Annotated in this window: 29 protein-coding genes; 6 read left to right on the plus strand and 23 right to left on the minus strand. The window is 54.6% G+C overall.

The genetic code is table 11. The features are described 5' to 3' along the window. Nucleotides 1–27 precede the first annotated feature (27 nt). Both cycA and fklB read right to left on the minus strand, forming a co-directional pair. The gene (gene cycA, locus ABGA49_RS10740) at nucleotides 28–1,440 is read right to left on the minus strand and encodes a D-serine/D-alanine/glycine transporter (RefSeq protein ID WP_088237277.1); all 1,413 of its coding nucleotides are present in this window, start codon (nucleotides 1,438–1,440) and stop codon (nucleotides 28–30) included. Between the two features lie 301 nt (nucleotides 1,441–1,741). Further along, nucleotides 1,742–2,362 carry an FKBP-type peptidyl-prolyl cis-trans isomerase gene (gene fklB / locus ABGA49_RS10745; RefSeq protein WP_061498382.1) on the minus strand — a complete coding sequence of 207 codons (621 nt, stop codon included), beginning with the start codon at nucleotides 2,360–2,362 and terminating at the stop codon, nucleotides 1,742–1,744. A 264-nt stretch (nucleotides 2,363–2,626) separates the two neighbouring features. Here fklB and ABGA49_RS10750 point away from each other — a divergent pair, with 264 nt between their 5' ends. Then, nucleotides 2,627–3,265: a LysM-like peptidoglycan-binding domain-containing protein gene (locus ABGA49_RS10750; RefSeq protein ID WP_347665540.1), complete on the plus strand. Its 639-nt coding sequence runs from the start codon at nucleotides 2,627–2,629 to the stop codon at nucleotides 3,263–3,265. A gap of 21 nt (nucleotides 3,266–3,286) precedes the next feature. Here the strand turns inward: ABGA49_RS10750 and ABGA49_RS10755 are convergent, their stop codons facing one another. The 5 genes from ABGA49_RS10755 to rpsF form a co-directional block, all read right to left on the minus strand. Next, entirely contained in the window at nucleotides 3,287–4,216 is a 930-nt protein-coding gene (locus ABGA49_RS10755) for a DMT family transporter (protein ID WP_347665541.1), read from the minus strand. A gap of 153 nt (nucleotides 4,217–4,369) precedes the next feature. Beyond that, a complete protein-coding gene (rplI, locus tag ABGA49_RS10760) occupies nucleotides 4,370–4,819 on the minus strand; it encodes a 50S ribosomal protein L9 (RefSeq protein WP_017459146.1) in 450 nt (149 codons plus the stop codon). Nucleotides 4,820–4,860: 41 nt separating this feature from the next. Beyond that, on the minus strand, nucleotides 4,861–5,088 hold the full coding sequence (gene rpsR / locus ABGA49_RS10765; protein ID WP_000135199.1) for a 30S ribosomal protein S18: 228 nt from the start codon (nucleotides 5,086–5,088) through the stop codon (nucleotides 4,861–4,863). Between the two features lie 4 nt (nucleotides 5,089–5,092). Further along, entirely contained in the window at nucleotides 5,093–5,407 is a 315-nt protein-coding gene (priB, locus tag ABGA49_RS10770) for a primosomal replication protein N (protein ID WP_061498391.1), read from the minus strand. A gap of 6 nt (nucleotides 5,408–5,413) precedes the next feature. After that, nucleotides 5,414–5,809, minus strand: a complete 396-nt coding sequence (gene rpsF, locus ABGA49_RS10775) for a 30S ribosomal protein S6 (RefSeq protein ID WP_043955435.1) — start codon at nucleotides 5,807–5,809, stop codon at nucleotides 5,414–5,416. Between the two features lie 343 nt (nucleotides 5,810–6,152). Here rpsF and yjfY point away from each other — a divergent pair, with 343 nt between their 5' ends. Continuing rightward, nucleotides 6,153–6,425, plus strand: a complete 273-nt coding sequence (yjfY, locus tag ABGA49_RS10780) for a DUF1471 family protein YjfY (RefSeq protein WP_088237274.1) — start codon at nucleotides 6,153–6,155, stop codon at nucleotides 6,423–6,425. Between the two features lie 153 nt (nucleotides 6,426–6,578). Continuing rightward, nucleotides 6,579–7,772, plus strand: coding sequence for an MFS transporter (locus ABGA49_RS10785; protein ID WP_061500211.1), 1,194 nt, complete (start codon nucleotides 6,579–6,581; stop codon nucleotides 7,770–7,772). Nucleotides 7,773–7,855: 83 nt separating this feature from the next. Here the strand turns inward: ABGA49_RS10785 and yjfP are convergent, their stop codons facing one another. Then, nucleotides 7,856–8,605 (minus strand): esterase, encoded by a 750-nt coding sequence (gene yjfP, locus ABGA49_RS10790; RefSeq protein WP_061498397.1) that lies wholly within the window; start codon nucleotides 8,603–8,605, stop codon nucleotides 7,856–7,858. Nucleotides 8,606–8,793: 188 nt separating this feature from the next. On the opposite strand from yjfP, the gene bsmA reads away from it, so the two are divergent. The 3 genes from bsmA (at nucleotide 8,794) to ABGA49_RS10805 (ending at nucleotide 11,638) form a co-directional block, all read left to right on the plus strand. Then, nucleotides 8,794–9,123 carry a biofilm peroxide resistance protein BsmA gene (gene bsmA, locus ABGA49_RS10795; RefSeq protein ID WP_088237273.1) on the plus strand — a complete coding sequence of 110 codons (330 nt, stop codon included), beginning with the start codon at nucleotides 8,794–8,796 and terminating at the stop codon, nucleotides 9,121–9,123. Between the two features lie 124 nt (nucleotides 9,124–9,247). Then, nucleotides 9,248–9,535, plus strand: a complete 288-nt coding sequence (gene yjfN / locus ABGA49_RS10800) for a DUF1471 family protease activator YjfN (protein ID WP_061498404.1) — start codon at nucleotides 9,248–9,250, stop codon at nucleotides 9,533–9,535. A gap of 168 nt (nucleotides 9,536–9,703) precedes the next feature. After that, entirely contained in the window at nucleotides 9,704–11,638 is a 1,935-nt protein-coding gene (locus tag ABGA49_RS10805; protein ID WP_347665542.1) for a Cache 3/Cache 2 fusion domain-containing protein, read from the plus strand. On the opposite strand, the gene ABGA49_RS10810 is transcribed toward ABGA49_RS10805, so the two are convergent. The 15 genes from ABGA49_RS10810 to nsrR all read right to left on the minus strand — a co-directional run bounded on the left by ABGA49_RS10810 (nucleotide 11,635) and on the right by nsrR (nucleotide 25,867). After that, nucleotides 11,635–13,254, minus strand: coding sequence for an isovaleryl-CoA dehydrogenase (locus ABGA49_RS10810; RefSeq protein WP_347665543.1), 1,620 nt, complete (start codon nucleotides 13,252–13,254; stop codon nucleotides 11,635–11,637). The genes ABGA49_RS10805 and ABGA49_RS10810 overlap by 4 nt on opposite strands. A 187-nt stretch (nucleotides 13,255–13,441) precedes the next feature. Continuing rightward, nucleotides 13,442–14,605 carry a glutathionylspermidine synthase family protein gene (locus ABGA49_RS10815; protein WP_134318965.1) on the minus strand — a complete coding sequence of 388 codons (1,164 nt, stop codon included), beginning with the start codon at nucleotides 14,603–14,605 and terminating at the stop codon, nucleotides 13,442–13,444. Nucleotides 14,606–14,607: 2 nt separating this feature from the next. Then, entirely contained in the window at nucleotides 14,608–15,243 is a 636-nt protein-coding gene (locus ABGA49_RS10820; protein WP_061498423.1) for a DUF1190 domain-containing protein, read from the minus strand. Nucleotides 15,244–15,253: 10 nt separating this feature from the next. Next, nucleotides 15,254–15,652, minus strand: a complete 399-nt coding sequence (locus ABGA49_RS10825; RefSeq protein WP_061500214.1) for a DUF350 domain-containing protein — start codon at nucleotides 15,650–15,652, stop codon at nucleotides 15,254–15,256. Nucleotides 15,653–15,666: 14 nt separating this feature from the next. Further along, a complete protein-coding gene (locus tag ABGA49_RS10830; protein WP_347665587.1) occupies nucleotides 15,667–16,326 on the minus strand; it encodes a DUF2491 family protein in 660 nt (219 codons plus the stop codon). Further along, entirely contained in the window at nucleotides 16,326–17,024 is a 699-nt protein-coding gene (locus ABGA49_RS10835) for a PspA/IM30 family protein (RefSeq protein ID WP_061498425.1), read from the minus strand. The genes ABGA49_RS10830 and ABGA49_RS10835 overlap by 1 nt, the downstream gene beginning before the upstream one ends. Nucleotides 17,025–17,043: 19 nt before the next feature. Then, nucleotides 17,044–17,445, minus strand: coding sequence for a DUF2170 family protein (locus ABGA49_RS10840; protein WP_347665544.1), 402 nt, complete (start codon nucleotides 17,443–17,445; stop codon nucleotides 17,044–17,046). A 117-nt stretch (nucleotides 17,446–17,562) separates the two neighbouring features. Then, nucleotides 17,563–18,297 carry a 23S rRNA (guanosine(2251)-2'-O)-methyltransferase RlmB gene (gene rlmB / locus ABGA49_RS10845; RefSeq protein WP_061498431.1) on the minus strand — a complete coding sequence of 245 codons (735 nt, stop codon included), beginning with the start codon at nucleotides 18,295–18,297 and terminating at the stop codon, nucleotides 17,563–17,565. Between the two features lie 107 nt (nucleotides 18,298–18,404). Next, a complete protein-coding gene (locus ABGA49_RS10850) occupies nucleotides 18,405–19,184 on the minus strand; it encodes an ABC transporter ATP-binding protein (RefSeq protein WP_347665545.1) in 780 nt (259 codons plus the stop codon). Then, complete coding sequence (locus tag ABGA49_RS10855) at nucleotides 19,184–19,954, minus strand: ABC transporter permease (protein ID WP_347665546.1); 771 nt, start codon at nucleotides 19,952–19,954, stop codon at nucleotides 19,184–19,186. The genes ABGA49_RS10850 and ABGA49_RS10855 overlap by 1 nt, the downstream gene beginning before the upstream one ends. Then, nucleotides 19,951–20,958 carry a glycine betaine ABC transporter substrate-binding protein gene (locus ABGA49_RS10860; protein ID WP_088237268.1) on the minus strand — a complete coding sequence of 336 codons (1,008 nt, stop codon included), beginning with the start codon at nucleotides 20,956–20,958 and terminating at the stop codon, nucleotides 19,951–19,953. Before ABGA49_RS10860 ends, ABGA49_RS10855 begins: the two co-directional genes overlap by 4 nt. A gap of 63 nt (nucleotides 20,959–21,021) precedes the next feature. Next, the gene (locus tag ABGA49_RS10865; protein ID WP_134318968.1) at nucleotides 21,022–21,774 is read right to left on the minus strand and encodes an amino acid racemase; all 753 of its coding nucleotides are present in this window, start codon (nucleotides 21,772–21,774) and stop codon (nucleotides 21,022–21,024) included. Further along, nucleotides 21,767–22,783 (minus strand): D-cysteine desulfhydrase, encoded by a 1,017-nt coding sequence (locus ABGA49_RS10870; RefSeq protein WP_134318969.1) that lies wholly within the window; start codon nucleotides 22,781–22,783, stop codon nucleotides 21,767–21,769. Before ABGA49_RS10870 ends, ABGA49_RS10865 begins: the two co-directional genes overlap by 8 nt. A gap of 184 nt (nucleotides 22,784–22,967) precedes the next feature. Next, nucleotides 22,968–25,403 (minus strand): ribonuclease R, encoded by a 2,436-nt coding sequence (gene rnr, locus ABGA49_RS10875; protein WP_061498449.1) that lies wholly within the window; start codon nucleotides 25,401–25,403, stop codon nucleotides 22,968–22,970. A gap of 38 nt (nucleotides 25,404–25,441) precedes the next feature. After that, complete coding sequence (nsrR, locus tag ABGA49_RS10880) at nucleotides 25,442–25,867, minus strand: nitric oxide-sensing transcriptional repressor NsrR (protein ID WP_061498452.1); 426 nt, start codon at nucleotides 25,865–25,867, stop codon at nucleotides 25,442–25,444. Nucleotides 25,868–25,945 lie beyond the last annotated feature (78 nt).

Here is a 25,945-nt window from a genome sequence, read left to right on the forward strand (position 1 = left end):
AGTTTAGAGCCGCTTTGCGGCTCTTTTTTATGGCTGACGGTCAGCCAGACGCTTTTTACCGGCATACAGCCAGCCTGCGCCCAGCACCACAAACCACAGAGGCGTCACCAGCAGTGCCTGTCGGGTGTCCGTTTCCAGCGTCAGCAACACCAGCACAAAGACAAAGAAGGCCATGCACACCCAGCACATCAACTTGCCCAGCGGCATTTTGTAGATGGATTGCTCATGCAGGTGCGGACGTTTCTTACGGTAGACCAGATACGAGCAAAGAATAATCGTCCAGACAAACATAAACAGGATCGCTGACACGGTCGTGATCATGGTGAACGCCGCAATCGCGCTCGGGTTCACATACAGTATCGCCACGCCGCCGAGCAGGCACAGGCAAGAGAAGGTAAGCCCCTTCGCCGGAACGGCACGCTTAGAGAGTTTGCCGAACGATTTAGGCGCAACGCCATCCTGCGCAAGGCCAAACAGCATGCGGCTGGTGGAAAAGACGCCGCTGTTGGCGGAAGAGGCCGCAGAGGTCAGCACCACAAAGTTAATGATGCTTGCCGCCGCCGGGATCCCCACCAGTACAAACAACTCCACAAACGGACTCTTATCCGGTACCACGGAACTCCACGGCGTAACGGACATGATCACAATCAGCGCAAACACGTAAAACATAATGATGCGAACCGGAATTGAGTTAATGGCGCGCGGCAGAGACTTCTCAGGATCTTTGGTTTCCGCTGCTGTTGTGCCCACCAACTCAATCCCCACAAAGGCGAACACGGCAATCTGGAACCCGGCAAAGAAACCGCTGATGCCTTTCGGGAACCAGCCACCGTCATTCCACAGATGCGCAAAAGAGGCTTCTACGCCGGCCGGTGATTTGAAATGCATCAGCACCATCACCACACCCACGATGATCAGCGCCACAATGGCGACGATTTTGATCATCGCGAACCAGAACTCCATCTCGCCAAACATTTTCACTGTCGCGAGGTTCAGGCTCAGCAGTACAAACACCACCGCCAGCGCCGCCACCCAGTCTGACAGACCGGGGAACCAGAACTGCGCATATGCCGTGATGGCCACCACGTCCGCCATACCGGTTACCACCCAACAAAACCAGTACGTCCAACCGGTGAAGTACCCCGCCCACGGCCCCAGCAGGTCGGCGGCGAAGTCGCTAAACGATTTGTATTCGAGGTTCGACAGCAGCAACTCGCCCATTGCACGCATGACGAAAAACAGCATAAAGCCGATGATCATATAGACAAAAATGATCGATGGACCGGCGAGGCTGATGGTTTTTCCGGAGCCCATAAACAGCCCGGTGCCGATAGCACCGCCGATAGCGATGAGCTGGATATGTCGGTTAGTAAGATTGCGCCGTAGCGACTGTTCAGCCGGAGCCTGTTCGTCGGCCACGACTTTAACCTGATCTACCATGTTTAGTTCCTGTCTGTGTTGTGTTGGGGCTCTGCTGGCCTTTTTTATCTGCGCGTTCCGCCCTTTCCAGGACGCAACGATATTAGGTAAGAATCGGCGGGATGAATACTCTGAATTAAATCTAATGTTAAATATTTGTTTAAAGTGAGTGTCATATCACTTACTTAATGCGAAATAGTTCACAAAAATACACCCGATTGCGCAGTTTGCAAGATAATGTATTGATAATAGTTTTATTAACGAACGATCAGCGCAGTCAGACACCCTCTCTCCTGACGGAGAGAGGTATTCATGCGGGAAATTACAGAATTTCCAGCAGTTCCACGTCGAAAATGAGCGTACTGAATGGCGGAATGGATGCGCCAGCGCCACGCTCGCCATACGCGAGGTTGTGCGGAATAGTCAGTTCCCATTTGGAACCCACCGGCATCAGCGTCAGAGCTTCGATCCAACCGGCAATCACGCCGTTGACCGGAAACTCAGCCGGTTCGCCGCGCGCCACGGAGCTGTCGAATACCGTACCATCGATGAGTTTACCGGTGTAGTGCACGCGAACGCGGTCAGTACGCGCCGGAATAGCACCTTCGCCCTGGTTGATCACGCGGAACTGCAGGCCAGATTCGGTGCTGTTCACGCCTTCACGCTCACGGTTTTCATCCAGATATTTCACGCCTTCCGCCGCCATTTCTTCAAAACGTGAACGACGAACCGCATCGGCACGCTCGTGAATTTCGCGCAGCGCGCGATGTACAACATCAACCGGTACGGCAGGTTGTTTGCCTGCCAGCGCGTCCGCGATCCCCGCGACCAGCGCTTCCGGTAACAGCCCCTCTAACCCGGATTCGCTCAGCTGCTGTCCTACCTGTAAACCAATGCCATAGCTGGCTTGCGCTTCGATCGTGTCAAAAGTTGGGGTTGTCATGGGTTTTCCTTCCATCGCTTTTTAAGGTAGCGCGCAGCATAACAGTCGCGCTGTGCCGGGTACAACTTTGTCTCAGGAAAGATGACAAATCGCGGAGAAAGGGAAAGAATAACGGAAACCAGGATAAATCCTGATTTGTGGTCGCTAGAAGCCGCTTTACACCATCAATCAGGCAGTTATCCGCCGGAGAAACAACGCTAAAAGCATAACGTGTATATACTCAACGAGACAGGACATTACATGACGCGGAGCAGGAGGAAAGCCATGCCCGGGCGCTTTGAACTGAAACCTTCCCTGGCGAAAATCTGGCACGCCCCGGACCATTTTCGCCTGATGGACCCGCTCCCGCCAATGCACCGTCGAGGCCTGATCCTCGCCGCTTTACTGGTGGTGATAGGTTTCCTGCTCCCGGCAACGGATACGACGACCACTGTCACCTCATCCGCTCCCCGCGAAGCGCAGGTTGAGTTGCCTTCATCAACAACGACGCAACAAACCGCACCAGAGCAAACACCGCCGCCAGTGGTCAGTGAGCCACAGCAAACAGCTCCCTTTAGCGAGCCGCAACAGCAACAGCCCATTCAACAACAGCAACCCGCCGCTACCCCGAACCGTTCGGTCGCGTCGTCTGGCGGTATTGAGCAGCAGTGGCGCGCGTATCGCGTTGAAGAAGGGAAAACGCTGGCGCAACTGTTTCGTGACCATAACTTGCCGCCAACAGATGTGTATGCGATGGCAAAAGTAGAGGGTGACGGTAAACCGCTCAGCACATTGCAAAGCGGGCAGATGGTGAAAATTCGCCAGAACGCCAACGGCGTCGTGACCGGGCTGACCATTGAGACCGGCGGCCAGTCGGTGCTGTTCACCCGCCAGTCGGACGGCAGTTTTATTCGCGCCCGCTAACTTCACCGCCGGGTAGCGTTTTTACCCGGCGCGTTTATTGACCCACCAGATCCCTGAACAGACCAGCACCAGTGCAATCGCGTATTTGAGTTCCAGGATATTCTCACCGAGAAAAATGGCGGATAACACGGTGCCAGCAACCGGTATCACAAAGTTAAACGGTGCAATCATGCTTACGCGGTTCACTTTCAGCAACATGCTCCATAACGCAAATGCAATCGCCGACAGTAAAGTCAGGTAGCCGAGGATCGCCACCGCCGCCACGCCAGGCACGCCCAACCCGCCGCCCGACAAATACCCGCCCGCCAACAGCGCGATACCGCCAATAGCCAGTTGCCAGCCGGTCATTACCGTCGGCTCGACCGTCTGAGAAATACGTTTGCCGTACAGTGTGGCAGCAGAAAGGATGAACGCCGCCAGGATAATGAATCCATCGCCGTGCCAGACAAAGTTAAAGTCACGTAATCCACTGTGGAAGTTAACCAACATGACCCCCACAAAGCCCAAAATACAGCCCAGCGCTTTGTTAAAACTGAGTTTGTCGTTCTGATAGATAAAGTGGGCCAGCAGGACGCTAAAGAACGTGCCAGTCGCATTCATGATCGAACCGTTTACGCCGGTGGTGAAGGCAAGACCAATATAGAAAAAGGTGTACTGCAGGGTCGTCTGGGTCAACCCCAGTATCGTCAGTTGCCCAAACTGGGCACTCGTCAGCCTGCCTATCGGTTTACGCTGCGCCAGCGCAAACAGCAGCAATAGCGCGCCAGCAAATAAAAATCGATACCCGGCGAACACGACTTTTGACGGGATATCATCGGTGGCAATGTGAAAAAGTTCGTAGCCGCTTTTTATGGCCGGGTAAGAACTGCCCCAGAGCAGGCAACAGAGCGTAGCGCAGGCATAAGCCACATTCCGGCGGGCAAAGAGGGGCGTGGGTAAAGCAGTGTCCATGACAAATCTCAGAAATAAAATTGCGTTTCAATTTATTATCAGAGAATGCGTCTGAAATAGCTACCCTACACGGTGAAATGGCCTGTCCTGGTTGCGCAGAAAAGCAAAACGCCGGCACAAGGCCGGCGTTTCAACATTGTTTAGAGTAAAAAATTACTCAGCAACAACGTTTACAGTCAGTTTAGCGAATACTTCGCTGTGAACCTGGAAGTCCACTTCGTGCTCGCCAACAGTACGCAGAACGCCGTTCGGCAGACGAACTTCGCTCTTAGCCACTTTAACGCCAGCTGCAGTTACAGCGTCAGCGATATCGCGAGTACCGATGGAACCGAACAGTTTACCTTCGTCGCCAGATTTAGACGCGATAGTAACGCTGCCCAGTGCATTGATGCTTTCAGCACGAGCGTTAGCAGCCGCCAGAACGTCAGCCAGTTTGGCTTCCAGTTCAGCACGACGTGCTTCGAAATACTCAACGTTTTTCTTGGTAGCCGGAACAGCTTTACCCTGCGGTACCAGGAAGTTACGAGCGTAGCCCGCTTTAACGTTAACCTGATCACCCAGGCTACCCAGGTTTGCTACTTTATCAAGCAGAATAACTTGCATTACCTTATCCTCTCAAAGTCGTATTAATGGACCGTGACCGATTACTGATGACGATCAGTGTACGGCAGCAGGGACAGGTAGCGAGCGCGTTTGATAGCGCGAGCCAGCTGGCGCTGGTATTTTGCACGGGTACCGGTGATACGGCTCGGGACAATCTTACCGCTTTCGGTGATGTAGTTTTTCAGCGTAGCGATATCTTTATAGTCGATCTCTTGAACGCCTTCCGCGGTGAAACGGCAGAACTTGCGACGACGGAAATAACGTGCCATTTGGCTAGTCTCCAGAATCTATCAATTCAATCTGCTCGGCATGCAGAACCATTTTGCTCAAGCCGTTCTTTGCCTTGTGGCAACTGATGAACCCCTGAACGGTTACTGCGCTACCGACCGTTATACTGTGAGTAATGGCCTGGTTCTCTTGCCCGCTGATTATTACAGGCATTTGGCACCACGCCTGCCGGTGAAAACCGGCTTCCTCCTGCACAGAACGATGCTCAAGCACGAACTGGCAATGAGGAATTCCTGATGGGCTGACCTTACGAAGCGGCGTCCTGCACACGGTGCCGGACAACTCCAGACGGTTAACCATCAAAGATTACTCTTCAGAATCCCCAGCATCTGCATCATCTGCGGTTTCGTTTGCGAAATCATCGCGACGTTCACGACGCTCGTCTTTCGCTTTAACCATCGGAGATGCTTCGGTAACAGCGTGTTTAGTACGCATTACCATGCTACGGATAACGGCATCGTTGAAGCGGAAGTTTGTTTCCAGCTCATCGATAACTTCCTGCGGTGCTTCAACGTTCATCAGAACGTAGTGTGCTTTGTGCAGTTTGTTGATCGGGTAAGCCAGCTGACGGCGGCCCCAGTCTTCCAGACGGTGGATCGTGCCTTGCGCACCAGTGATAGCACCAGTGTAACGCTCGATCATGCCCGGAACCTGTTCGCTCTGGTCAGGATGGACCATAAAAACGATTTCGTAATGACGCATCGAATTGCTCCTTACGGATTATTCAGCCTCCTGTCTGGGTCAGCCGAATCCCGGGGAGGCAAGGAACGTGTTAAAGGTCGGCTGAAAAATTGACGCGTCATAATACTTACCTCCCTCACCAAACTCAAGTTCATTGAGCAAATAATTCGCACTAAGCGCAAAGAGAACTGGCCAGCGCCGCTTAAAATTAAAGCAAGCCTGATATGGCAATTTTTTGAACGACAGCATCAGAAATGGTCGCGATACGTTTTCAGGCGAACGCGTAAACTTTAATCAGGCCTCACCACACAGGAGGAGAGAAGTTCAAAAACGAATAACTCACGTCGTACTGGAGCGTAATATCATGAAATACATCGCTATTTTACTTACAACTTTGCTACTAAGCCTGAACGCAACAGCAGCAATCAAACTCGACAATCACCAGGCCCGCAACATGGACGATGTGCACAGCTTAGGCGTTATCTATATTAATCATAACTTCGCCACCGAAAGTGAAGCAGACCAGGCTCTCAATGACGAAACGGACGCGCAAAACGCCAAATATTACCGACCGATGCTGACCCACGAACCGGGTAGCAACGGCAACCTGCATGCCAGTGCGTATATCTACCGCTAAACACGCAGATAACCATTTTCCTTTCTGGATATTGCGGCCCCAACCCTGGGGCCGCTGTTGACAACAATTATTTCCCTTTCTGTCTTATCAAATCAGCTGCTGGCAGGTTTAATAATCCTCTGACTGCATTGTGAAAGCATGGCGGGGAAAAACATGTTCAGGCGTTTTGCAACATTACGCCAGATACCGAAAGGTGTCTGGGTGCTGGGCTGTGTCAGTATGCTGATGGATATCTCATCAGAAATGATCCACAGCTTACTGCCGCTGTTTATGGCGACTACACTCGGCGCAAGCGTAGTGATTATCGGCCTTATTGAAGGACTGGCGGAAGCCACCGCGCTGATGGTGAAAGTCTTTTCCGGCGTGCTTAGCGACTATATTGGTAAACGCAAGGGGTTGGCGCTACTGGGCTACGGCATGGGCGCGCTGAGCAAACCGCTGTTCGCGCTGGCCTCTTCATCCGGCATGGCGTTTGGCGCGCGAATGATAGACCGCCTTGGCAAAGGGATCCGTGGCGCGCCGCGTGATGCACTGGTCGCCGACGTAACGCCTGCGGAGATCCGCGGTGCCGCCTTTGGTTTACGCCAGTCGCTGGATACCGTTGGCGCGTTTCTGGGCCCCCTGCTGGCGGTCGCCTTTATGTTGCTGTGGCATGACGACTTTCAGACCGTATTCTGGATTGCGGTGATCCCCGGCGTGATGGCCGTCGCATTGCTGTTTTTTGGCCTGCACGAACCGAAAGCGCCGATAGACAACAAACGCACTAATCCTATTCGGCGCGATAATCTTAAACGCCTGAGCAAAGCCTACTGGTGGGTGGTAGTGCTCGGTTTTATTTTTACTCTCGCCCGTTTTAGCGAAGCATTTCTGGTACTGCGCGCCCAGCAGATGGCGATCCCGCTGGCAACCATTCCGCTGGTGATGGTCGTCATGAACCTCGTCTACGCGCTGACGGCCTATCCGTTCGGCAAACTCTCAGATCGCATCAGCCACAGCCATTTATTGCAGGTTGGGTTAGTGGTGCTGATCCTCGCAGACATTGCACTGGCTCTCAGCCAACACTGGAGCATGCTGCTGCTCGGCATCGCCTTATGGGGTGTACATATGGGGATGACGCAGGGCCTGCTGGCAACCATGGTCGCGCAGACCGCACCGGCGGAACTGCGCGGCACAGCCTTTGGCATGTTCAACCTGCTCAGCGGCATCGCCCTGCTGCTGGCAAGTCTTGGCGCAGGTATTCTCTGGGAAACACACGGCGCGGCGTCAACGTTCTGGGCGGGTGCGCTTATCTGCATCCTCGCCCTGATAAGTATGCGAATCGCCCCACGCCCTCCACAAGCGCAGTAATATCGGCGGGGGAGAAAACCCCGCCACGCCTGAGAAAAGACGCGCTTACCGCTGCCCGTAGTACGCATTAAAATTCTGCGCGTTTAGAGGTGGCGAAGGAAAAAACGGACGGTTGCCTCCAGCGCCTGCGGGGTAATGCGATGCGTTACTCCACTCTCCCACAAATATGTCAGATGATTGTCGAGCCCGTTATCTTGTAAAGCTTGCTGTAAACGGAAAGATTCGGCCGCCGGAACCACGTCATCCTGTTCGCCATGCCACAACAGCAACGGACGATCCGCAACGCGTGCAAGCTGGGTGCTGACATCCCACCGGGCAAGCGGTGCGATAATCGCGTCGAACTCATGCTGCTGCGCGGAGTCTGTCACCGCCAGTGGTGGAAATAGCGTGCGCGCAAGCGTTGTAAAGTAGCCAGAGCCCATCAGGCTCGCGACACAGCGCACCTCCGGGTGATGCGTCATAATACCCAGCGCCGTCATACCGCCCATGGATGCCCCACCAACCGCTAACCGCTGCCCCTCAATCAGTTTCCGGTGTTCCAGCGCATCCCGCAGTGCAGCAAACTCTTCAATATTGCCGCGGAGGATTTGCCAGAACTGGCCAAGCCGATGTTGCACATCGCCGCTAAACCGTGCGCCGTGGTCCGGCGCATCAGGCATGATGACGCGAAAACCAGCCTGCGCCAGCGCCACAGCAAAATAGCTGTAGACCAGTTTTGATGAGGTGAAACCGTGATAAAAAACCACACAGGGAAGCGGCTGCGCCTGTTTTCCCGCCGGAAAAGCATGGAGCGCTTCCACGTCGGCAAATTGTTCAGTCTGAAGCTCAATCATCGCACTCTCCTTGATCTATAGTGCAGGTATGCCACCCGCGAATACGCGGTGCAAGTCTGAATTCATCTATGGATTTAGCGACGTTGAGAGATAGGTTACGCTTTCTGGATACTTTCATTCGAAATTAGTGCTCGAGCTAACAGTTCGGGAACATTCCCCTCTAAGGGAAATTCATCAGGAACTACACTATGGCTATCAGGAGAAGGGAGAAAACAGTGCGTGTCTTGCTACCGGTACTGCTTGTTCTGTTGTTAAGCGCCTGTTCAGTACTGAACGGCAACCCGCAACCCGCGCCGCCGGTCAGCGACCATCCGCAGGAAATTCGTCGCAACCAGACGCAGGGCCTGCGGGAAATCGGCTCGGTGAGCGCTGCCGTATTGGGATCTCCTATGGATGTGGAACGTGAAATCAAGGCCAAGGCCGCCGCCGCAGACGCGAATTATTACGTTATTCAGATGCTGGATGACACCATCATTCCCGGCCGCTGGTACGGACGCGCCCTGTTGTACCGACAGTAGCGAGGCATTGATTTTCAGGATATTTACACTGCTTTGCGTCCATTGATGTTCTCCTGTGCACAATAGGATGAGATGGAATCCGTTGTGCGATGGAATGCCCTGCAATGTCTCGGGGTAACGTAAAATGGAGCTGACTATGAAACGATCTCTTGCCTTAAACTCACTGTTGCTTTCTACAGGGATGCTTAATACAACAGCGCAGCCCGCAGAGTTCGCCAGCGCAGACTGCGTGACGGGGCTGAATGAAATCGGCCTGATCTCCGTCAACAATGTCTCAGGGAGCCTACAAGACGTGGAGCGTGTTATCGCCTTAAAAGCGGATGAGCAAGGAGCCTCCTGGTATCGCATCGTCCGAATGCAGGAAGATCAACAGGTTGACAACTGGCGGGTGCAGGCCATTCTGTATGCCTGACCCCCCAAAAAGCCACCTAAATCAGGTGGCTTTTTTTATTCCCCTGCCTTCCCTAAGATTATGTTATTGTAAAGAAATCGCAATGTTACATCTTGTTACATTGATGTGCTAAATGTTATCCGCTTTGTGCCGTTGAAGGAGCCTCACCCACAGATCAACGGACAAATTATGAGCGCCTTCTTTCATCGCACCGGCCTTGGTGCAAAATTGTCGCTGCTGACTGGCGCAAGCGTTGCAACGCTTTTCCTTTTATTCACTTTTCTGATGAGCAATAAAGCCAGCCAACAACTGGAAACGCTGGCTATGGAAGACCTGCATAACCAGTCCACCGGCGTGGTGGATATGGTGGAAATGTTCAACAGCAGTCTTAGTGAAGAGGTGGAAAGCTACACGCGCTTGTTTAGCAGTTTTCTGCCGCAGCCACTGAGTATCGATACGCAACAGCGCCGCGAAATCAATGGCATTGATGTGCCACTGCTTAAGGCCGGCGACACCGAACTGCACAACAATAACGCGATCCCTGATGACTTCCTGAACCGTACGGGCGCCATTGCCACGCTGTTTGTACGCAGCGGTAATGACTTTGTACGTGTCGCGACCTCGCTGCGCAAAGAGAATGGCGATCGCGCGATTGGCACCAAACTGGATCCCGCCAGCCCGGCATTCGCGTCGCTGATGAAAGGTGAGCTTTATCGTGGCCTGGCGCTGTTATTCGGTAAGCGCTATATCACCCAGTATCAACCGGTCAAAGATGCCAGCGGCAACACCATTGCGATCCTGTTTGTCGGCGTGGATATTACCCGCTCCTGGGACGTGATGCGTAATAAGATTCTCGGCCGTAAGCTGGGCGACAGCGGTCATTTCTTTGTGATCGACCGTAACGAAGGCAAGAACTACGGTAATTATCTGTTCCACGACACCGACGAAGGCAAACGCCCGCAGTGGGACGACAAGGATTTGCAAACCCTGCTGAAAAACAGCAGCGGCACACTGGCACGCCAGGATGCCACGGGCCGTACATTAATGATGTCTTACACAGCCCTGCCCGGTTGGAACTGGACGGTGGTCGGCGAAGTCGATAAAGAGATCTTGCTGAGCGATGTGACCCGCATGCGTAATCAATTCCTGCTGGCGGGCGTCGTGATTTCGCTGCTCTTTGCCGCACTCTTTGTGGTGATCATTCGTCGCTGGCTGACCCACCCGTTGCGCGGTGTGATCGATCTGGCTCAACGTTATGCCGACGGCGATCTGCGCGCCACGCTGAATGTCGATCGTCATGATGAAGTCGGTCAGTTGATCGCGGCGATCAACGGCATCGGCGACGGTCTGCATAAAATCGTGTTACAAGTCCGTGAGTCCGCAGCAGAGATCAATCTGGGCACCTCCGCATTGGCTGCAGACAGCGGTGAGATTAGTGAGCAGATCAACAAGCAGGCCAGCAGCGTGGAGGAGACCTCCGCCAGCCTTGAGCAACTGACTGCGACGGTGCAACAGAATGCAGCCAATATGGAGCAAACGCAGCATCTGGTGAATGAAACCACTGACGCGGTGAAAAAAGGCGGTGAAACCGTGGATAACTCAGTCGCGACCATGGAAGACATTCGCGGCGCGTCACAGCGCATCGCCGACATTACCCATGTGATTGAATCCATTGCCTTCCAGACCAATATCCTGGCGCTGAACGCCGCCGTAGAAGCCGCCCGCGCAGGGGAACACGGCAAAGGGTTCGCCGTGGTGGCGCAGGAAGTGCGAGCGCTGGCCGCGCGCAGCGCCAACGCGGTAAAAGAGATTGAAGCGCTGATTGGCGATACGCTGAAAAAAGTGGGCGAAGGGCATGCGCAGTCGGAGGCAACACGTGTGGCAATGCAGTCGATCATCAGCCATATGGGCAATATCAATCAGCTTGTGCATGAGATTAACCAGGCCTCACATGAACAATCCGCAGGTATCAACCAGGTGAACCTGGCCATGACACATATCGGCGATGCCACGCACATCAACGCCGGGCGGGTTTCCCAAAGTGAGGAAACCGCCCGGACGTTGCGGGAAAAAGGTGCGCATCTGACGGAACTGGTGAGCCTGTTCCGCTTGAAAATGGACTAACAGGCCCCACCCGTGGCGCGAAGCAGCAGGTCGTTTTGTACCTGCCCGTCAACTGGCGACACGCCGCGGGTATCCAGCATCAGCCGACACCACGCCTGCGCCATCGGCGGCGATGCGTGTTGCAGCATCTGCGCTCCGACGCCCAGTAACCACAGCTGTTGCGCCACTTCGCGTCCTTGAGCCTCATCCGGTTTACGCAACCGTTGTTGCAGTTGCCGCCACGCACGATCAAAGTGACGATCCTGGCCTTTCACCGCGCCAAACTCATCCACCAGCAGCGCCACCGCACCCGGTTGCTTACCCAACACGCGCAGCACGTCCAGACACATGACGTTTCCGGAACCCTCCCAGATGCTGTTGACCGGCATCTCGCGATAAAGACGAGGTAATTCATTCTCTTCGCAGTAACCGATACCGCCCAGCACTTCCATCGCTTCAGCCACAAAAGGAATGCCCGCTTTGCAGACAGCGAATTTCGCCACCGGCGTAAACAGCCGTGCCCACAATGCTTCCCGCTCATCCGCGCGGTTGTCCCAGGCGCGTGCCAGGCGAAACAGCATGGCGGTTTGCCCTTCCAGTTGTAGCGCCATACGACTGAGTACTTCCCGCATCATCGGTTGATCGACAAGGTTTTTGCCGAATGCCTGCCGCTGATGGGCATGATACAGCGCCACCGAAAACGCGCGACGCATCAGACCATGGCTACCGAGCGCGCAGTCAAGGCGCGTCAGACCGCCCATTTTCAGGATCTGCCGCACCCCTTCGCCCTCTTCCCCCAGCAACCAACCGCTGGCATCGTAAAACTCAGCCTCGCTGCTGGCGTTGGAACGGTTACCGAGTTTGTCTTTCAGACGTTCCAGCCGTACGTTGTTGCGCTGACCATCGGGTAAAAAACGGGGAACAAAGAAGCAGGAGAGCCCGCCTTTTGCCTGTGCCAGTACAAGGTGCGCATCGCTTTGCGGAACCGAGAAAAACCATTTATGCCCGGTCAGCCGGTACGTTTCACCGCTCTTTTCTGCCCGGGTGGTGTTACTCAGTACATCTGACCCCCCCTGCTTCTCGGTCATCCCCATGCCAATCAGCAATCCGCGTTTCTGGTCACCAGGCAGCAGATGAGGATCGTAACGATCGCTGAGCAGCGGTTTTAGCCAGCCGTGAAAAGATTTTGGTAGCGACTGCGCCAGCAAGGGGATGGCAGCGAACGTCATGGTGATGGGGCAAAGGGTGCCGGATTCCACCTGCGCATGCAGCACAAAACGCGCGGCACGGGCGACAAACGATCCGCTGCGTGCATCCTCTTCCCATGCCAGATTGTGCACACGATTGGCGCACATGCCCTGCATCAGCAAATGCCAGGCAGGGTGAAAGCGTACATCGTCGAGTCGCGCGCCGGTGGCGTCGTAGCGGAGTAATTCCGGCGGATTGGCGTTAGCCAGTCGTCCAAGTTCGAGCGACTCCGCCGTGCCCAACTGCTGGCCGATGCTGGCAAGCAGTTCAGCATCCCATGCTGCGCCTTCGCGTAGCACGGCATCATACAGTGCGCGGTCAGAAAGGAATAAGTTGCTGTTATGTAAGGGAGTCGGTTGATTAAAAACCGTATGCGTTTGCCATTGCATGCTGTGTCCCTCCGTCAGTGGCAGTCGCTATAAGTATGGACAGCCCGAGCAAACACTGCATGGGAGTAGAGTCACAAGGCAACGATTTTGCACCCTACATTCGTGAAACAACTCACATAATTCAGCAAGAGTGCCAGCACAATGCGCCCGGCTGCACTGATGCCACCGGGCCTGCAGCTAAGCGGAGTTACCCGGCGATATAATGCGGAATAAAACGGGAGGTATCTTTGGTGATCAACGAGCAGTCTTCGCGGATGCCCATACCAACGGCTTCATCATCCACCACCCAACTACCAATCAACGTGTAGCTGTCACCAAAACGCGGTAGCGGCTGAAAAGCCTGGAAAATCATCGGCTCGTTACCATAATCGCCATCTTCGTGATCAATGACGTTATGCGCACCGTCGAGGATGGTGACATTCCCCCCCTCGCGGGAAAACAGCGGCTTACGCACATAGCTTGCACCCGGTGCCAGCAGCGGCTTTTCGCCATCAAACCACGCAGGCAGCAGGTTGGGATGGTGAGGGAAATAACGCCACAGCAGAGGTAATAACCCCTTATTGCTGAGAATGCTCTTCCATAGCGGCTCCAGCCACTGCTCACGGCGCTTACATAGCAAGGGGCCGTTCTCGTCGCGCATCATCCATTCCAGCGGATAGAGCTTGAAGGCCTGACGAATGACATTGTCATCCAGATCCGTCAACACGCCGCCAAGACCCAGCCCGAGATCGTCGATGTAGATAAAGCGTGTATCCAGACCCGCCTGACGCGCGCAATCCTCCAGATAAAGCACCGTTCCACGATCTTCCTCAGTATCTTTACAGCAACAAAAATAGAGCGGATGGTGCCCCTGTATCTCAGCAAAACGGGCGATCAGCTTATCCTGGATAGCATTGTACTGATCGGCATCGCGAGGGATAACGCCGCTGCGCCGGGAATCTTCCATCCAGAGCCACTGGAAATAAGCGGATTCGTACAGCGATGTTGGCGTGTCGGCATTATATTCCAGCAACTTCACCGGCTCCTTGCCGCACCAGACAAAATCCATACGTCCGTAGAGCGAAGGATCGCGGCTGCGCCAGCTATCGGCAATGGCGTCCCAGTAGAGCGGTGGGATGGCCAACTGTGTCAGGACAGCTTCATCGGCTACGGCGCGATCCACCACTTCAAGGCACATTTGATGCAACTCTGCCGTGGGTTTTTCGATCTGTTCCTCAATTTGCCGCAACGTAAAACGGTACGCCCGACTTTCGTCCCAGTAGATTTCGTTATCAATAATATGGAAGTCGAAACCATGATCGCGAGCAATCCGTTCAAGCCCGGGGCGAACAGCAACATCATGTCGTAGCATCGTTATCCTCCCCAGCTTCCGCGTGCGCTGGAGGAGCGCCCGAAACCACCACGGGAAAAAGTGGTCGCCTTTTTGGTGGTGTATCCATAGTGGCTGCTCGCACTGGTATTACTGGTGCTGCCGCCGGAGCGCCAGCTATAGTCGCCATCGCTGTTACGCCACACCGGGCGGGAAGAGTACATAGAGCCGCCGCTGCTGTAGCTATACTGCTCATCGCGGTCTTTTCTGATGGCTTTACTGAGTAAAAAACCGCTGAGTACTGGCATCCAGCGCTGACCGATATTGTCGTAGTAGCAATGATCATATTGCTGCACGCACGCGGGCTGCGACATATTCGTCGGGATTTCTTGCTCAAAGCTCATGCGCGCATTATTCCACGCATCATTACACACCTGCGCAGTATTACCGTCGTCGACGCAATCCTGCTGGGAGGTGTAATAAACGCCGTCACCATCGTTATCATCTTTATGATCGCTGCAGCCTTTTAACGCAAAGAAAGCGGCTCCGCCCATAATTGCCAGTGTCAGATACTGCCCGCTTTTACGCTCTTTCGGCGGTGACAAAAGCGAGCGCTGGCTGCGGCTTTGCGCTGGCGACAGAATATAATTTTTTTGCCGGGTCTTTCTCTTTCTGGCCATGATTTGTCCATTACCATGTCATGCAGGCGGCATTAAAAATTCCGCCCGCCAGCGCTGCCGCCCCCATAAACACCCCGGCGGCAGTGTTACCGTTAATAATTTTATCACTCAGATTCGGCATATACAGACGTACACCGCCGTAGACCATTAATTGCACCACCAGTGCAATAAAGCCCCAAATTAAATAATCCGGAATGCTGACAGAGTTAATAGCTGCACTGGAAAGAGGAATAATATACCCCAACAGTGAACCACTGAATGCTAACGACGCGGCGATATTGTTCTCTTTAATTAATCGCCATTCGTCATGGGGTGTAATATGCGTATAAACAAAAAGAAAAAAGAGCACCATGGCAATGCCAATAAAGAAATACGAACCAAACGCCAGCAGTGAACCCAGAATATGAATTTCCGTTCCCATAATTATCCTATGATCTTTAATGATGTCAGGGGAATATCGACACCCAGCGCGCGCGAATAGATCCACTCGGGCTGATTTTGTTCATTAAACGTCTCTTCGCCGTTCAGCAAGAGATACTCAAACACACCGTCGGTGACTTCTCGCTGATAGGCCATCATAAAGTTATGCACTTCCCAGCATGCTCCAGCCGGGTTGTTGACGGTTTCCAGCGTATAAATCGGCTCGATATCGGCGCGCTCTTCCGCATTAAACACGCGCTGCCACAGGCAATCGCGCCAACGTAACGACGGCTTGCCCATGGTTTTTGCGCTCAGCATCTCCCGCCAGGTTTTCTCACCGGAAACACCGGCGCTCTCTTCATACACGAACAGCTTGATATCATCGATATTGCTGGTTTCCAGACCGCCAGAGGTGCTGATTTGCAGGAACTCATCGCCGGTGGTGTAGTAACGGTGGATCATGCACCCTGCGCCCAGGTCAAAGCTGCCGCAAGCGCCAATGGTGTACTCTTCGCCGGGCAGCGTGACCAACAATTCCTCTTCGCACAAACGAAACAGCAGCGTATCAATGGTAAACCCGGCGTGCAGATGCAATCCAAGCGGACCTCTTTCCGGGGCCGCCGCATCAGGCCGCCCCAGCAGGTTTTTAAAAAAAGAGAGCATCACTGTTTTTGTTGCTGTTGCAGTCGGGCCAGTACATCCTGCGCGGAGGTTTTATCGCTGCCGCCAATGCCTGCCTGCGCGAGTTTTTCATCCAGATCGCGCCCGTCAGCCACTTTTTCAAGTTGGGTGGCCGCATCCAGTCGCGCCTGACGTTCAGCCTGACGCGTCTGCAGACGTTTTAGCGATTCTGCCGCCGTCGCCACATTGTTAGATGCTCCAACAGTGGACGTCGTCACCGCCTGCTGCGCACGCTGCATTGCTTCAGTCGCTTTAATCACTTCCAATTGCTGCTCAAACTGCTCAATGCGTTGCGCCGTCGCCGTGACCGCTTTTTCAACCGCATCGCGTGACGTTTCAAGGTTGCTCAGCACCTGCTCTTCCGCAGTAATGGCGTTTTCCAGACGGGCGATTTCCGTTGCAACCTCGTTGAGCAGCGCCGCATCGACATTTTTCGCCATCGCTTCCAGCGCACGCGCCTCAAGACTGGCTTTACGCTCGCGCAGATCGTCCAGCTTGTCGTTGCTCAGTTTCACGCGCGCCAGCAGGTCAACGCGGGATTTTCCTGCCTTATCCAGTTCCGTGCGCGCATCGCGAATATGCTGTTCCAGCATGCGTACACCCTGCGTTTCTTCAATCGACTCTTCCGCCTGAGCAATAAACGATTTACCCAGCGTAAAGAGGCTTTTTAAAATTCCCATACCATCACTCCCAGCTCAGTTATTGGGTAAAATTATCTGTTAATTCAGCGAGATCCAGCGCATTTTCAGCAAGTGTGGTGATTTCCAGCAGAATATCGTCGATCGACGAGTTGAGTGACAGTGCGCCGAACGCGACATAGTACTCTTCGCCGCCGACAGGCGAGATGCCAACAGAAGATAACGGTAACAGTTTTTGGTTGCGCAGCAGGAAGGCATTAAACGCGTCCTGATGCTTAATTTCGTTCAGCGGGCAAATATAGGTTTCGATAATGATTTGCCGGGAGGTCAGCAGCACGTTGAGTTGTAAGTCGCCGTAATCATCCAGCGTCAGAATTAAAGCGTCCGCTTCGCGTTGAATATTTACGTCCAGCGTTGCTGATTGTAATAATGCTGCGCTCAGTGTTTCTACAGTCCATGCCATCTTTTATATCCTGATCATTTCATCGCAATAAGGGTGAAATACCTGCCCGCGAATAGTACCAGCGTTAACGGTAAAAAAAACCACCCGAATAAGGGTGGTTTCTCTGTACTTCGCCGCTTACAAACCGCGTTGGCGCACGGCTTCAAACAGACAGATGCCTGTGGCGACCGAGACGTTCAGCGACGAAACGCTTCCCGCCATCGGGATGCTGATCAGCTCATCGCAGTGCTCGCGGGTCAGGCGGCGCATACCTTCGCCTTCAGCGCCCATCACCAGCGCCAGACGGCCAGTCATTTTGCTCTGGAACAGAGTATGGTCTGCTTCACCGGCGGTACCAACGATCCAGATATTCTCTTCCTGCAGCAGACGCATCGTGCGGGCAAGGTTGGTTACGCGGATCAGCGGTACGCTTTCCGCCGCGCCACAGGCGACTTTTTTCGCGGTGGCATTCAGTTGAGCGGATTTGTCTTTCGGCACAATCACCGCATGCACGCCCGCCGCATCTGCGCTACGCAGACATGCGCCAAGGTTATGCGGATCGGTGACGCCATCCAGGATCAACAGGAACGGCTGATCGAGACTGGCGATCAGATCCGGCAGATCGTTTTCCTGATACTGACGCCCCGGTTTCACGCGTGCAATGATCCCCTGATGAACCGCACCTTCGCTTTTTTCATCCAGATACTGGCGACTCGCCACCTGGATCACCACGCCTTGCGCTTCCAGTGCGTGGATCAGCGGCAGCAGACGTTTGTCTTCGCGGCCTTTCAGAATAAAAACGTCCTGAAAACGCTCCGGAGCGCGCTCCAACAGGGCCTGCACCGCGTGGATGCCGTAAATCATTTCACTCATTGATGGTACTCATTTGGGGCGGTTTGCGCCGCGTTATTGGGCTGTGATTGTCATCACCTGGCGCCATTATACCCGACACACGCCCCAGAACGAACCACCCGCCCGCGCTAACTCAGGTGCCGTTTCGCCTCCAGCCTGACCCGGTGCAGGACATGCTGCTTGATAGCGCCGTATTGCGGATGTCCGACAAGGGTTTCAATGTCCCGGTCACGGCCAAACGGCAACGTAATTTCCTCAACGATCTTGCCCGGCCGCGCCGACATAACCAGAATGCGGTCGGCGAGAAACAGCGCTTCTTCCACATCATGGGTCACAAACAGCAGCGTGGTACGGGTTTCCAGCCATGCTTCGCGCAGCAGCTCCTGCATCATCAGCCGCGTCTGTGCGTCCAGCGCACCAAAAGGCTCATCCAGCAGCAGCACATCCGGGCCGGGCAACCAGGCGCGCGCCAGTGCCACCCGCTGTTTCATACCGCCAGAGAGCTGCCACGGCGCATGGTGCTCAAACCCTTTAAGTCCAACGCGCGCCAGCCACTCCAGCGCCCGGGCGTTCACCTCCGCTTTGTGATGTTTTCCTAACCGCGGGCCAAACGTGACGTTATCCAGCACGGATAACCACGGAAACAGGTTCGGCTGCTGGAAAATCATCCCCCGTGAGGGGCCGGGTTGTTGCACCGTCTGACCGCCCGCCAGCACCTGCCCGCTGTCTGGCTTTGTAAACCCCGCCACCAGGTTAAGGATGGTGGATTTTCCACAGCCGGATGGCCCAAGCAGCACGACAAATTCCCCTGGCGACAACGCCAGCGAAATATTTTCCAGCACCGTAAACGGCTGTGGTTTAGCGGCAAACGTCAGGGAGACATTTTCCAGTGCGATATGTGCCGTCATCACTCTTTCCCCGCCCAGGGCGCTAACCACCGTTGCAGCCCCAGCAGTAATAAATCCAGTAAATAGCCAATGCCGCCCAGCAGCAAAATGCCGAGCATCACAATGTCGGTGCGCAGATAAGAGCTGGCGTTGATCACCATCCACCCCAGGCCAGAACTGGCCGCCACCATTTCGGCCGCAATCAGCGAGGTCCAGCCGATGCCAATCGACAGACGTACGGTGGTAAACAGTTCCGGCAGCGCATCCGGCAGTACCACACGCAGGAAAATTTGCCACCTGGAGGCACCAAGGGTTTGCGCTACGCGGATACGCGCCCGGCCGATGCGCTCTACCGCCGCGCTGGCGCCGACCACGACGCTTAAGAAGGTGGCGATAAAGATGAGGAAAAATTTCGAGGCTTCTCCAATCCCCAGCCATACCACCGCCAGCGGGATCAGGGCGATTTTCGGCAATGGCCGCAGAAACTGCACAAAGGGGTTAAGCACAGCGGACAAACCGTCGGATAACCCCATCAACAGCCCTAACGGAATACCAATTGCAATGGCGACGGCAAAAGCGCTCAGCGCACGCGCCAGACTTACGACAATATGCTGCCACAGCGGCACCTGACGGTAACCGTCCGCCAGCAGCTCTTCCGCCGTGAGGCCAATGTCGGTCAATGACGGTAATAGCAGTGGATCGACCCACTGCCGGGTCGCCGCCACTTGCCAGAGCATGAAGAAAACCGCCACCGACAGCACGCTGATAGCGATATGCTGACTCAATTTCATTGCGCGGTAGCCGCCGCATCGCGAATGTAGCGGGAGTCGATCGCCGCATCCCAGTTGGCCGGGATATCGCGCTTACGCAGTTCACCGATCCCGGCAAGGAAATCGGAGGTCTTGCTCAACGCTTTACCAATACCGCTGTCGGAGGTGTGCGTGCCGTTACCCAGCCACGCTGCCGTCCCTTGTTCGCTCAGCGACGGGTATTCCAGCCCGCCGAGGGTGTTAGCGGCTGTGGTCACTGGTGCCCCCACCTCTTTCGCGACAATCGCAGCGGCACGTTCGGGATCTTTCTTGAACTCATCCACTTTCTGCTGATGTACACGCAGGAACGCCGTCACCGCGTCCGGGTACTGCTCCGCGAAGGCTTTACGCACCACATAGTTGTTGTAAATCAGGTAACCCGCTTTTTGCAGATCTTTGGTGGCGAACACCTGATGCCCACCGGAAGCTTCCAGTTCCTGGGCAAACGGTGCCCAAACGTAACCGGCATCAATATCACCGCGTTTCCATGCCGCAACCATCTCTGCCGGGCGCAGCGGCAACAGCGTTATTTTACTGCGGTCGAGTTTGTTAACGCTTATCGCCGCTTCCAGCGCATATTGCGCAGTAGAGTTTGGCGGGTAAGCCACTCGCTTACCTTCGATATCACGGATAGTGTTGATGCCATCTTTGCCAATTAAACGTTCATAACTGGCAATCACCCCCGATACACCGATAATTTCCACCGGCAGTTTTCGCACAATACCCGCAGTCGCCGGGCTGGAGCCGAAATTGGCAATATCGATAGCGTTACTGGCGAAATAATTTAACGCATCGGCACCAGAGGCAAATTGCACCCATTTCACCGGGCTGTGTAAGGCTTTATCCAGCGAGCCGTCGGCTTTTGCCAGCATTAATACTTGTGAACCGCCGCTATACGCGACACGGACTTCCGTCGGCGTGGCGCCGAAGCTGGTGTTGGCCCATAAGCTACCCGCTGCCAATAATAAGCAGAGACCTTTTTTCATTTTATTTAACCTTTAAAAAACGACATTATTAGCGCTGGATCACTATATCCACTGGCGGCTCTTTTATTTATTCCAATTATTGCTTTGGGTATGCGGGAAATAAGAATGACGATATTCAAGCCATATTTCCGCACAGCGCTGCGCCAGTAACTGCGCCGGATCGTGGGTCAGAGAAAGAAACGGCGCGGCTACCGCACGCAGCGCAAGTGGCACCTCGGTACAGGCCAGTAGCAATTGCTCAGCACCGCGAGCCAGAAGTGCCTGCGCCTGTAAACTCAGCAACTCGCCGCCTTCACGCAACGCACCGCGCTTCACCGCATAACACCCCGGCACAAACCACTGCTGCAACTCGTCAGCGGTAGGCAGCAACACCTCCATGCCCTTCTGCGCCAGCGCACGCTGGTACCAACCCGCATCCAGCGTCCCTTGTGTGGCAACCAGCCCTACCCGCTGTGGTTTTTGCGGCAGCGCCACCAGCCCTTCAAGGGTGGCATCAACAATATGCAGCAACGGTGCCGCGCTGGCGTAACTGAGTTCATCAAACCAGTGATGCGCCGTATTACAGGGGATCACAATATGGCTGACACCAGCCTGATTAAGCTTTTCGATACCGAGCAGTAATTGCGGCAACGGCGATGGCCCCAGCCCGGCGAGGGCTTTTTGCCTGTCGGCGACCTGCGGCACATTCCAGACCACCGATGGCAGTTGCTGCTGATCGCTGTCAGCGGGAGTGGCATCCAGCAATTTATGCTGGAAATCCAGGGTGGCAAGCGGCCCCATGCCGCCCAGCACGCCAAGCAAAAAAGGCTTAGCCATGGCGGACGTGCGCCTCCAGCACCTGACGATAACCAAATAATCCGGCCGAACCGCCTGTGTGAATAAACACCACGTTTTCGTCACGACTAAAGTGGCCTTTACGGATCAAATCAATAAGCCCGGCGGCGCCTTTTCCGGAGTAGACCGGATCAAGCAAAATACCTTCGTGACGGGCAAACAGCGTCAGCGCTTCCAGCATGCTTTCTGTTGGCAGACCGTAGCCATCGCCCACGTAATCGCTGTTAGCCACCACCGCTTCGCGCGGCAGCTCCCCCTTCACGCCAAGCAGTTCGCGAGTACGTGATGCCAGCGTCCAGACATTCTCTTCCTGCTTCGCTTTCGGCGCGCGAACGCTGATGCCCAGTACCGGCACCTGGCTATTGGTGGCGCTAAACCCAGCCACCAGCCCGGCTTGTGTACCGGTGCTGCCAGTAGCATGCACCACGCTGTCAATGCGCAAACGTAGCTGGGATGACTGGAACAGCAGCTCTTCCGCACAGGCAACATAGCCCAGCGCACCGATTGGATTTGAACCGCCACCGGGAATGACATACGGGTTGTGCCCTTGCTCGCGCAGCTGTTGCGCCAGCTCTTCCATGGCCTGCTGCATATCCGTACCGCCCGGCAGATGAGCAACGATCTCGCCACCCAATAACTCATCCAGCAGGATGTTGCCGGAACGCTGATACGCTTCGCCAAAATCCGTTACCCGCTTTTCCAGCAGCACTTTGGTCGGTAACCCGAGTTTCGCCGCAGCGGCAATGGTCTGACGCACATGGTTCGATTGTGTCGCTCCCTGGGTAATAATGACGTCGGCGTTTAAGGCCAGCGCATCCGCCAGTAAGAACTCCAGTTTGCGGGTTTTATTGCCGCCGGTCGCAAGACCCGTGGCGTCGTCGCGTTTGATCCATAATTGGGGGCCACCCAGTAATGCGCTTAGATTATTCAGCGGTTCCAACGGCGTCGGAAAATGACCTAATGTCAGGCGGGGAAAACGGGCCAGATGCATAATCGCTCCTTGCAAAACAGAGATATGCCGAAGCGAAAAGGCTTCGGTTTTTTATTCGGTGAATAAGAGATGGGTATTCACTATATACATCTGGCTGCGCAGACTAACGATAAATACTAAATATCGATTTGCAGAAAATAACTAACCATAAAAAAACCCCTTCACAGGAAGGGGTTCGGGAATATTACTGCGCGACTTTCTTTTTCGCCGCACGTTTTGCTTTGGTGGCGGCGGCGATTTTTTGCGTCTTCGCCGACGGTTTTTTGGCTTTTTTCGGTTTGCCTTTCCCCGGTTCGCCGCGGAAGGCGCTGTCCGGCTCAAAGTTCACCTTTTTGCCCATCTGGCGGCGCGGCGGTTTTTTCCCGGCGACTTTTTTTCCTGCCGGGCCTTTCTTGCTGCGTTCACGCTCGGTTTTACCGACATTGCGCGGACCGCGTTCGCTGGAGATCAGCGAGAAGTCGATCTTACGCTCGTCCATATTGACCGCTTCGACTTTCACCTGCACGCGGTCGCCCAAACGGTAAGTCTGCCCGCCGGATTCGCCAATCAAACGCTGACCAATCTGGTCAAAGCGATAGTAGTCATTATCCAGCGAAGAGACATGCACCAGACCATCAATAAAGAGATCATCCAGGCGCACAAAGAAACCAAAGCCGGTCACGCTGGCGATCACACCCGGGAAGATGTTGCCTACCTGATCCTGCATAAAGTCGCATTTCAGCCAGTCCGACACTTCACGCGTGGCTTCATCAGCGCGACGTTCGGTCATCGAACAGTGCTGGCCCAGTTGCAGCACTTCTTCCATGCTGTAATGCCAGCCGCCGGTTTCGGTGCTGTTGCCTTTCAGCCCCTGCTCTTTCGCCAGCAGATATTTAATGGCGCGGTGCAACGACAGATCCGGGTAACGGCGAATCGGCGAAGTAAAGTGTGCGTAGGATTGCAGCGCCAGGCCAAAGTGGCCGCGGTTTTCCGGATCGTAGATCGCCTGTTTCATAGAGCGCAGCAGCATGGTTTGCAGCATCTCATGATCCGGGCGATCGGCAATCGACTCCAGCAGCTCCGCATAGTCGCGCGGCTCGGGTTTGTTGCCGCCAGGCAGTTCCAGACCGAGCTCAGCGAGCACACTGCGGAACGCCGTGATCGCGTCGTTAGAGGGTTTATCGTGAATACGGAACAGCGCAGGCTCGCTGGCTTTCTCCACAAAGCGCGCGGCGGAGATATTGGCGAGGATCATGCACTCTTCAATCAGTTTGTGCGCATCGTTGCGCTGGGTCTGTTCAATGCGTTCGATGCGACGCTCAGCATTGAAGATAAACTTCGCTTCTTCGCTTTCAAACGAGATGCCACCACGTTCTGCACGCGCCTGGTCGAGGACTTTATACAGGTTATGCAGCTCTTCAATGTGCTTCACCAGCGGCGCATATTGCTCGCGCAGATCCTGATCGCCCTGCAGGATATGCCACACTTTGGTATAGGTCAGCCGCGCGTGCGAACTCATCACCGCTTCGTAGAATTTAAAGCCGGTTAAACGGCCTTTTGCTGAGATGGTCATTTCGCAGACCATACACAACCGATCCACCTGCGGGTTCAGAGAGCACAGACCGTTAGAGAGCACTTCCGGCAGCATCGGCACCACTTGCGACGGGAAGTAGACCGACGTGCCGCGGTTGCGTGCTTCGTTGTCCAGCGCAGTGCCGTGACGCACGTAGTAACTCACATCGGCAATTGCTACCCATAAGCGCCAGCCACCGCCGCGTTTTTTCTCGCAGAACACGGCGTCATCAAAGTCGCGAGCATCTTCGCCGTCGATGGTAACGAGCGGCAGATCGCGTAAATCCACGCGGCCCACTTTTGCTTCTTCCGGCACCTGCTCTTTCAGCCCGGCAATCTCTTTTTCAACTTCTGTCGGCCACAGGTAGGGAATTTCATGGGTGCGCAGCGCCATATCCACTGCCATGCCGGTTCCCATATTATCGCCAAGCACTTCGACGATTTTCCCCAGCGCTTTGGTGCGACGGGTCGGTCGCTGCGTCAGCTCCACCACCACTACGAAGCCCATGCGAGCACCCATGATCTCTTCCGGGGGGATTAAGATATCAAAGCTCAACCGGCTGTCGTCCGGCACCACAAAACCCACGCCTGCGTCGGTAAAGTAGCGGCCAACAATCTGGCTGGTTTTCGGCACCAGGATACGTACAATGCGCGCTTCACGGCGACCTTTGCGATCCGCGCCAAGCGGTTGTGCCAGCACCTGATCGCCATGGATGCAGGTTTTCATCTGTTCGCTGGAGAGGTAGAGATCGTCTTTACGCCCTTCTACGCGCAAGAAGCCGTAGCCGTCGCGGTGGCCAATGACCACGCCTTTCAACAGATCCAGGCGTTCCGGTAAGGCATAGCACTGGCGGCGGGTAAAGACCAATTGTCCGTCGCGCTCCATGGCACGCAGACGGCGGCGTAGCGCTTCGTTTTGTTCTTCGCCTTCGATGTTCAACTCAACGGCCAGTTCGTCCCGGCTGGCGGGTTTTTCACGTTTTGCTAAGTGATCGAGGATGAATTCGCGGCTGGGAATGGGGTTGGTGTATTTTTCAGATTCGCGTTCGAGGAAAGGATCTTGTGACATTGCGGTTCCTCCGTTGTCAGCTCTGGCGGTAATTTTCGTCATTCCACCAGCAATAATTTGTAAAGCGGTTGATTCTCTTCAACCAAATCGGCAAGCGTGTAGTTATCCAGCTCCTTGAGAAAACTTTTCACGGCTTTGGAAAGCGCCATTTTGAGGCGACAGGCGCTGGTGATATGGCAGAATTCACTGCTGCAATTGACCAGCGAAAGGGGTTCGAGGGAGCGCACAACATCACCAATACGAATATCCTGCGCCGGTTTGCCCAGGCGAATCCCACCGTTTTTCCCACGGACGGCCGCGACATAGCCTTCACGACTGAGTTGATTGATTATCTTAACCATATGATTACGGGACACACCATACGTTTCCGTTACTTCAGTAATGTTGGTCATTTGTCCTTCCGGCAGCGACGCCATGTAAATCAGGGCGCGTAAACCGTAATCGGTAAAGCTTGTTAACTGCACATCAACCTCAATAAATGGGAAAGGGTGAGATACCCACAGGTATTAACTCTATTGATGATAAACCAGCCAGCTGTCAGG

It is taken from the genome of Kosakonia sp. WA-90 (assembly GCF_039871955.1).
Lineage (GTDB): Bacteria > Pseudomonadota > Gammaproteobacteria > Enterobacterales > Enterobacteriaceae > Kosakonia > Kosakonia oryzendophytica.

What these genes read in the sequence shown, in the direction of transcription:
- yjfY (WP_088237274.1), top strand. Translation starts at nt 6,153, where the DNA reads ATGAAATACATCGCTATTTTACTTACAACTTTGCTACTAAGCCTGAAC.
- ABGA49_RS10755 (WP_347665541.1), bottom strand. Translation starts at nt 4,216, where the DNA reads ATGGACACTGCTTTACCCACGCCCCTCTTTGCCCGCCGGAATGTGGCT.
- ABGA49_RS10830 (WP_347665587.1), bottom strand. Translation starts at nt 16,326, where the DNA reads ATGCTCTCTTTTTTTAAAAACCTGCTGGGGCGGCCTGATGCGGCGGCC.
- ABGA49_RS10810 (WP_347665543.1), bottom strand. Translation starts at nt 13,254, where the DNA reads ATGCAATGGCAAACGCATACGGTTTTTAATCAACCGACTCCCTTACAT.
- fklB (WP_061498382.1), bottom strand. Translation starts at nt 2,362, where the DNA reads ATGACAACCCCAACTTTTGACACGATCGAAGCGCAAGCCAGCTATGGC.
- ABGA49_RS10855 (WP_347665546.1), bottom strand. Translation starts at nt 19,954, where the DNA reads ATGAAATTGAGTCAGCATATCGCTATCAGCGTGCTGTCGGTGGCGGTT.
- priB (WP_061498391.1), bottom strand. Translation starts at nt 5,407, where the DNA reads ATGGTTAACCGTCTGGAGTTGTCCGGCACCGTGTGCAGGACGCCGCTT.
- cycA (WP_088237277.1), bottom strand. Translation starts at nt 1,440, where the DNA reads ATGGTAGATCAGGTTAAAGTCGTGGCCGACGAACAGGCTCCGGCTGAA.
- bsmA (WP_088237273.1), top strand. Translation starts at nt 8,794, where the DNA reads ATGGCTATCAGGAGAAGGGAGAAAACAGTGCGTGTCTTGCTACCGGTA.
- yjfN (WP_061498404.1), top strand. Translation starts at nt 9,248, where the DNA reads ATGGAGCTGACTATGAAACGATCTCTTGCCTTAAACTCACTGTTGCTT.
- ABGA49_RS10750 (WP_347665540.1), top strand. Translation starts at nt 2,627, where the DNA reads ATGCCCGGGCGCTTTGAACTGAAACCTTCCCTGGCGAAAATCTGGCAC.
- ABGA49_RS10805 (WP_347665542.1), top strand. Translation starts at nt 9,704, where the DNA reads ATGAGCGCCTTCTTTCATCGCACCGGCCTTGGTGCAAAATTGTCGCTG.
- yjfP (WP_061498397.1), bottom strand. Translation starts at nt 8,605, where the DNA reads ATGATTGAGCTTCAGACTGAACAATTTGCCGACGTGGAAGCGCTCCAT.
- ABGA49_RS10785 (WP_061500211.1), top strand. Translation starts at nt 6,579, where the DNA reads ATGTTCAGGCGTTTTGCAACATTACGCCAGATACCGAAAGGTGTCTGG.
- ABGA49_RS10815 (WP_134318965.1), bottom strand. Translation starts at nt 14,605, where the DNA reads ATGCTACGACATGATGTTGCTGTTCGCCCCGGGCTTGAACGGATTGCT.
- rpsR (WP_000135199.1), bottom strand. Translation starts at nt 5,088, where the DNA reads ATGGCACGTTATTTCCGTCGTCGCAAGTTCTGCCGTTTCACCGCGGAA.
- ABGA49_RS10865 (WP_134318968.1), bottom strand. Translation starts at nt 21,774, where the DNA reads ATGGCTAAGCCTTTTTTGCTTGGCGTGCTGGGCGGCATGGGGCCGCTT.
- ABGA49_RS10835 (WP_061498425.1), bottom strand. Translation starts at nt 17,024, where the DNA reads ATGGGAATTTTAAAAAGCCTCTTTACGCTGGGTAAATCGTTTATTGCT.
- ABGA49_RS10840 (WP_347665544.1), bottom strand. Translation starts at nt 17,445, where the DNA reads ATGGCATGGACTGTAGAAACACTGAGCGCAGCATTATTACAATCAGCA.
- ABGA49_RS10820 (WP_061498423.1), bottom strand. Translation starts at nt 15,243, where the DNA reads ATGGCCAGAAAGAGAAAGACCCGGCAAAAAAATTATATTCTGTCGCCA.
- rpsF (WP_043955435.1), bottom strand. Translation starts at nt 5,809, where the DNA reads ATGCGTCATTACGAAATCGTTTTTATGGTCCATCCTGACCAGAGCGAA.
- ABGA49_RS10850 (WP_347665545.1), bottom strand. Translation starts at nt 19,184, where the DNA reads ATGACGGCACATATCGCACTGGAAAATGTCTCCCTGACGTTTGCCGCT.
- rplI (WP_017459146.1), bottom strand. Translation starts at nt 4,819, where the DNA reads ATGCAAGTTATTCTGCTTGATAAAGTAGCAAACCTGGGTAGCCTGGGT.
- ABGA49_RS10870 (WP_134318969.1), bottom strand. Translation starts at nt 22,783, where the DNA reads ATGCATCTGGCCCGTTTTCCCCGCCTGACATTAGGTCATTTTCCGACG.
- rlmB (WP_061498431.1), bottom strand. Translation starts at nt 18,297, where the DNA reads ATGAGTGAAATGATTTACGGCATCCACGCGGTGCAGGCCCTGTTGGAG.
- ABGA49_RS10860 (WP_088237268.1), bottom strand. Translation starts at nt 20,958, where the DNA reads ATGAAAAAAGGTCTCTGCTTATTATTGGCAGCGGGTAGCTTATGGGCC.
- rnr (WP_061498449.1), bottom strand. Translation starts at nt 25,403, where the DNA reads ATGTCACAAGATCCTTTCCTCGAACGCGAATCTGAAAAATACACCAAC.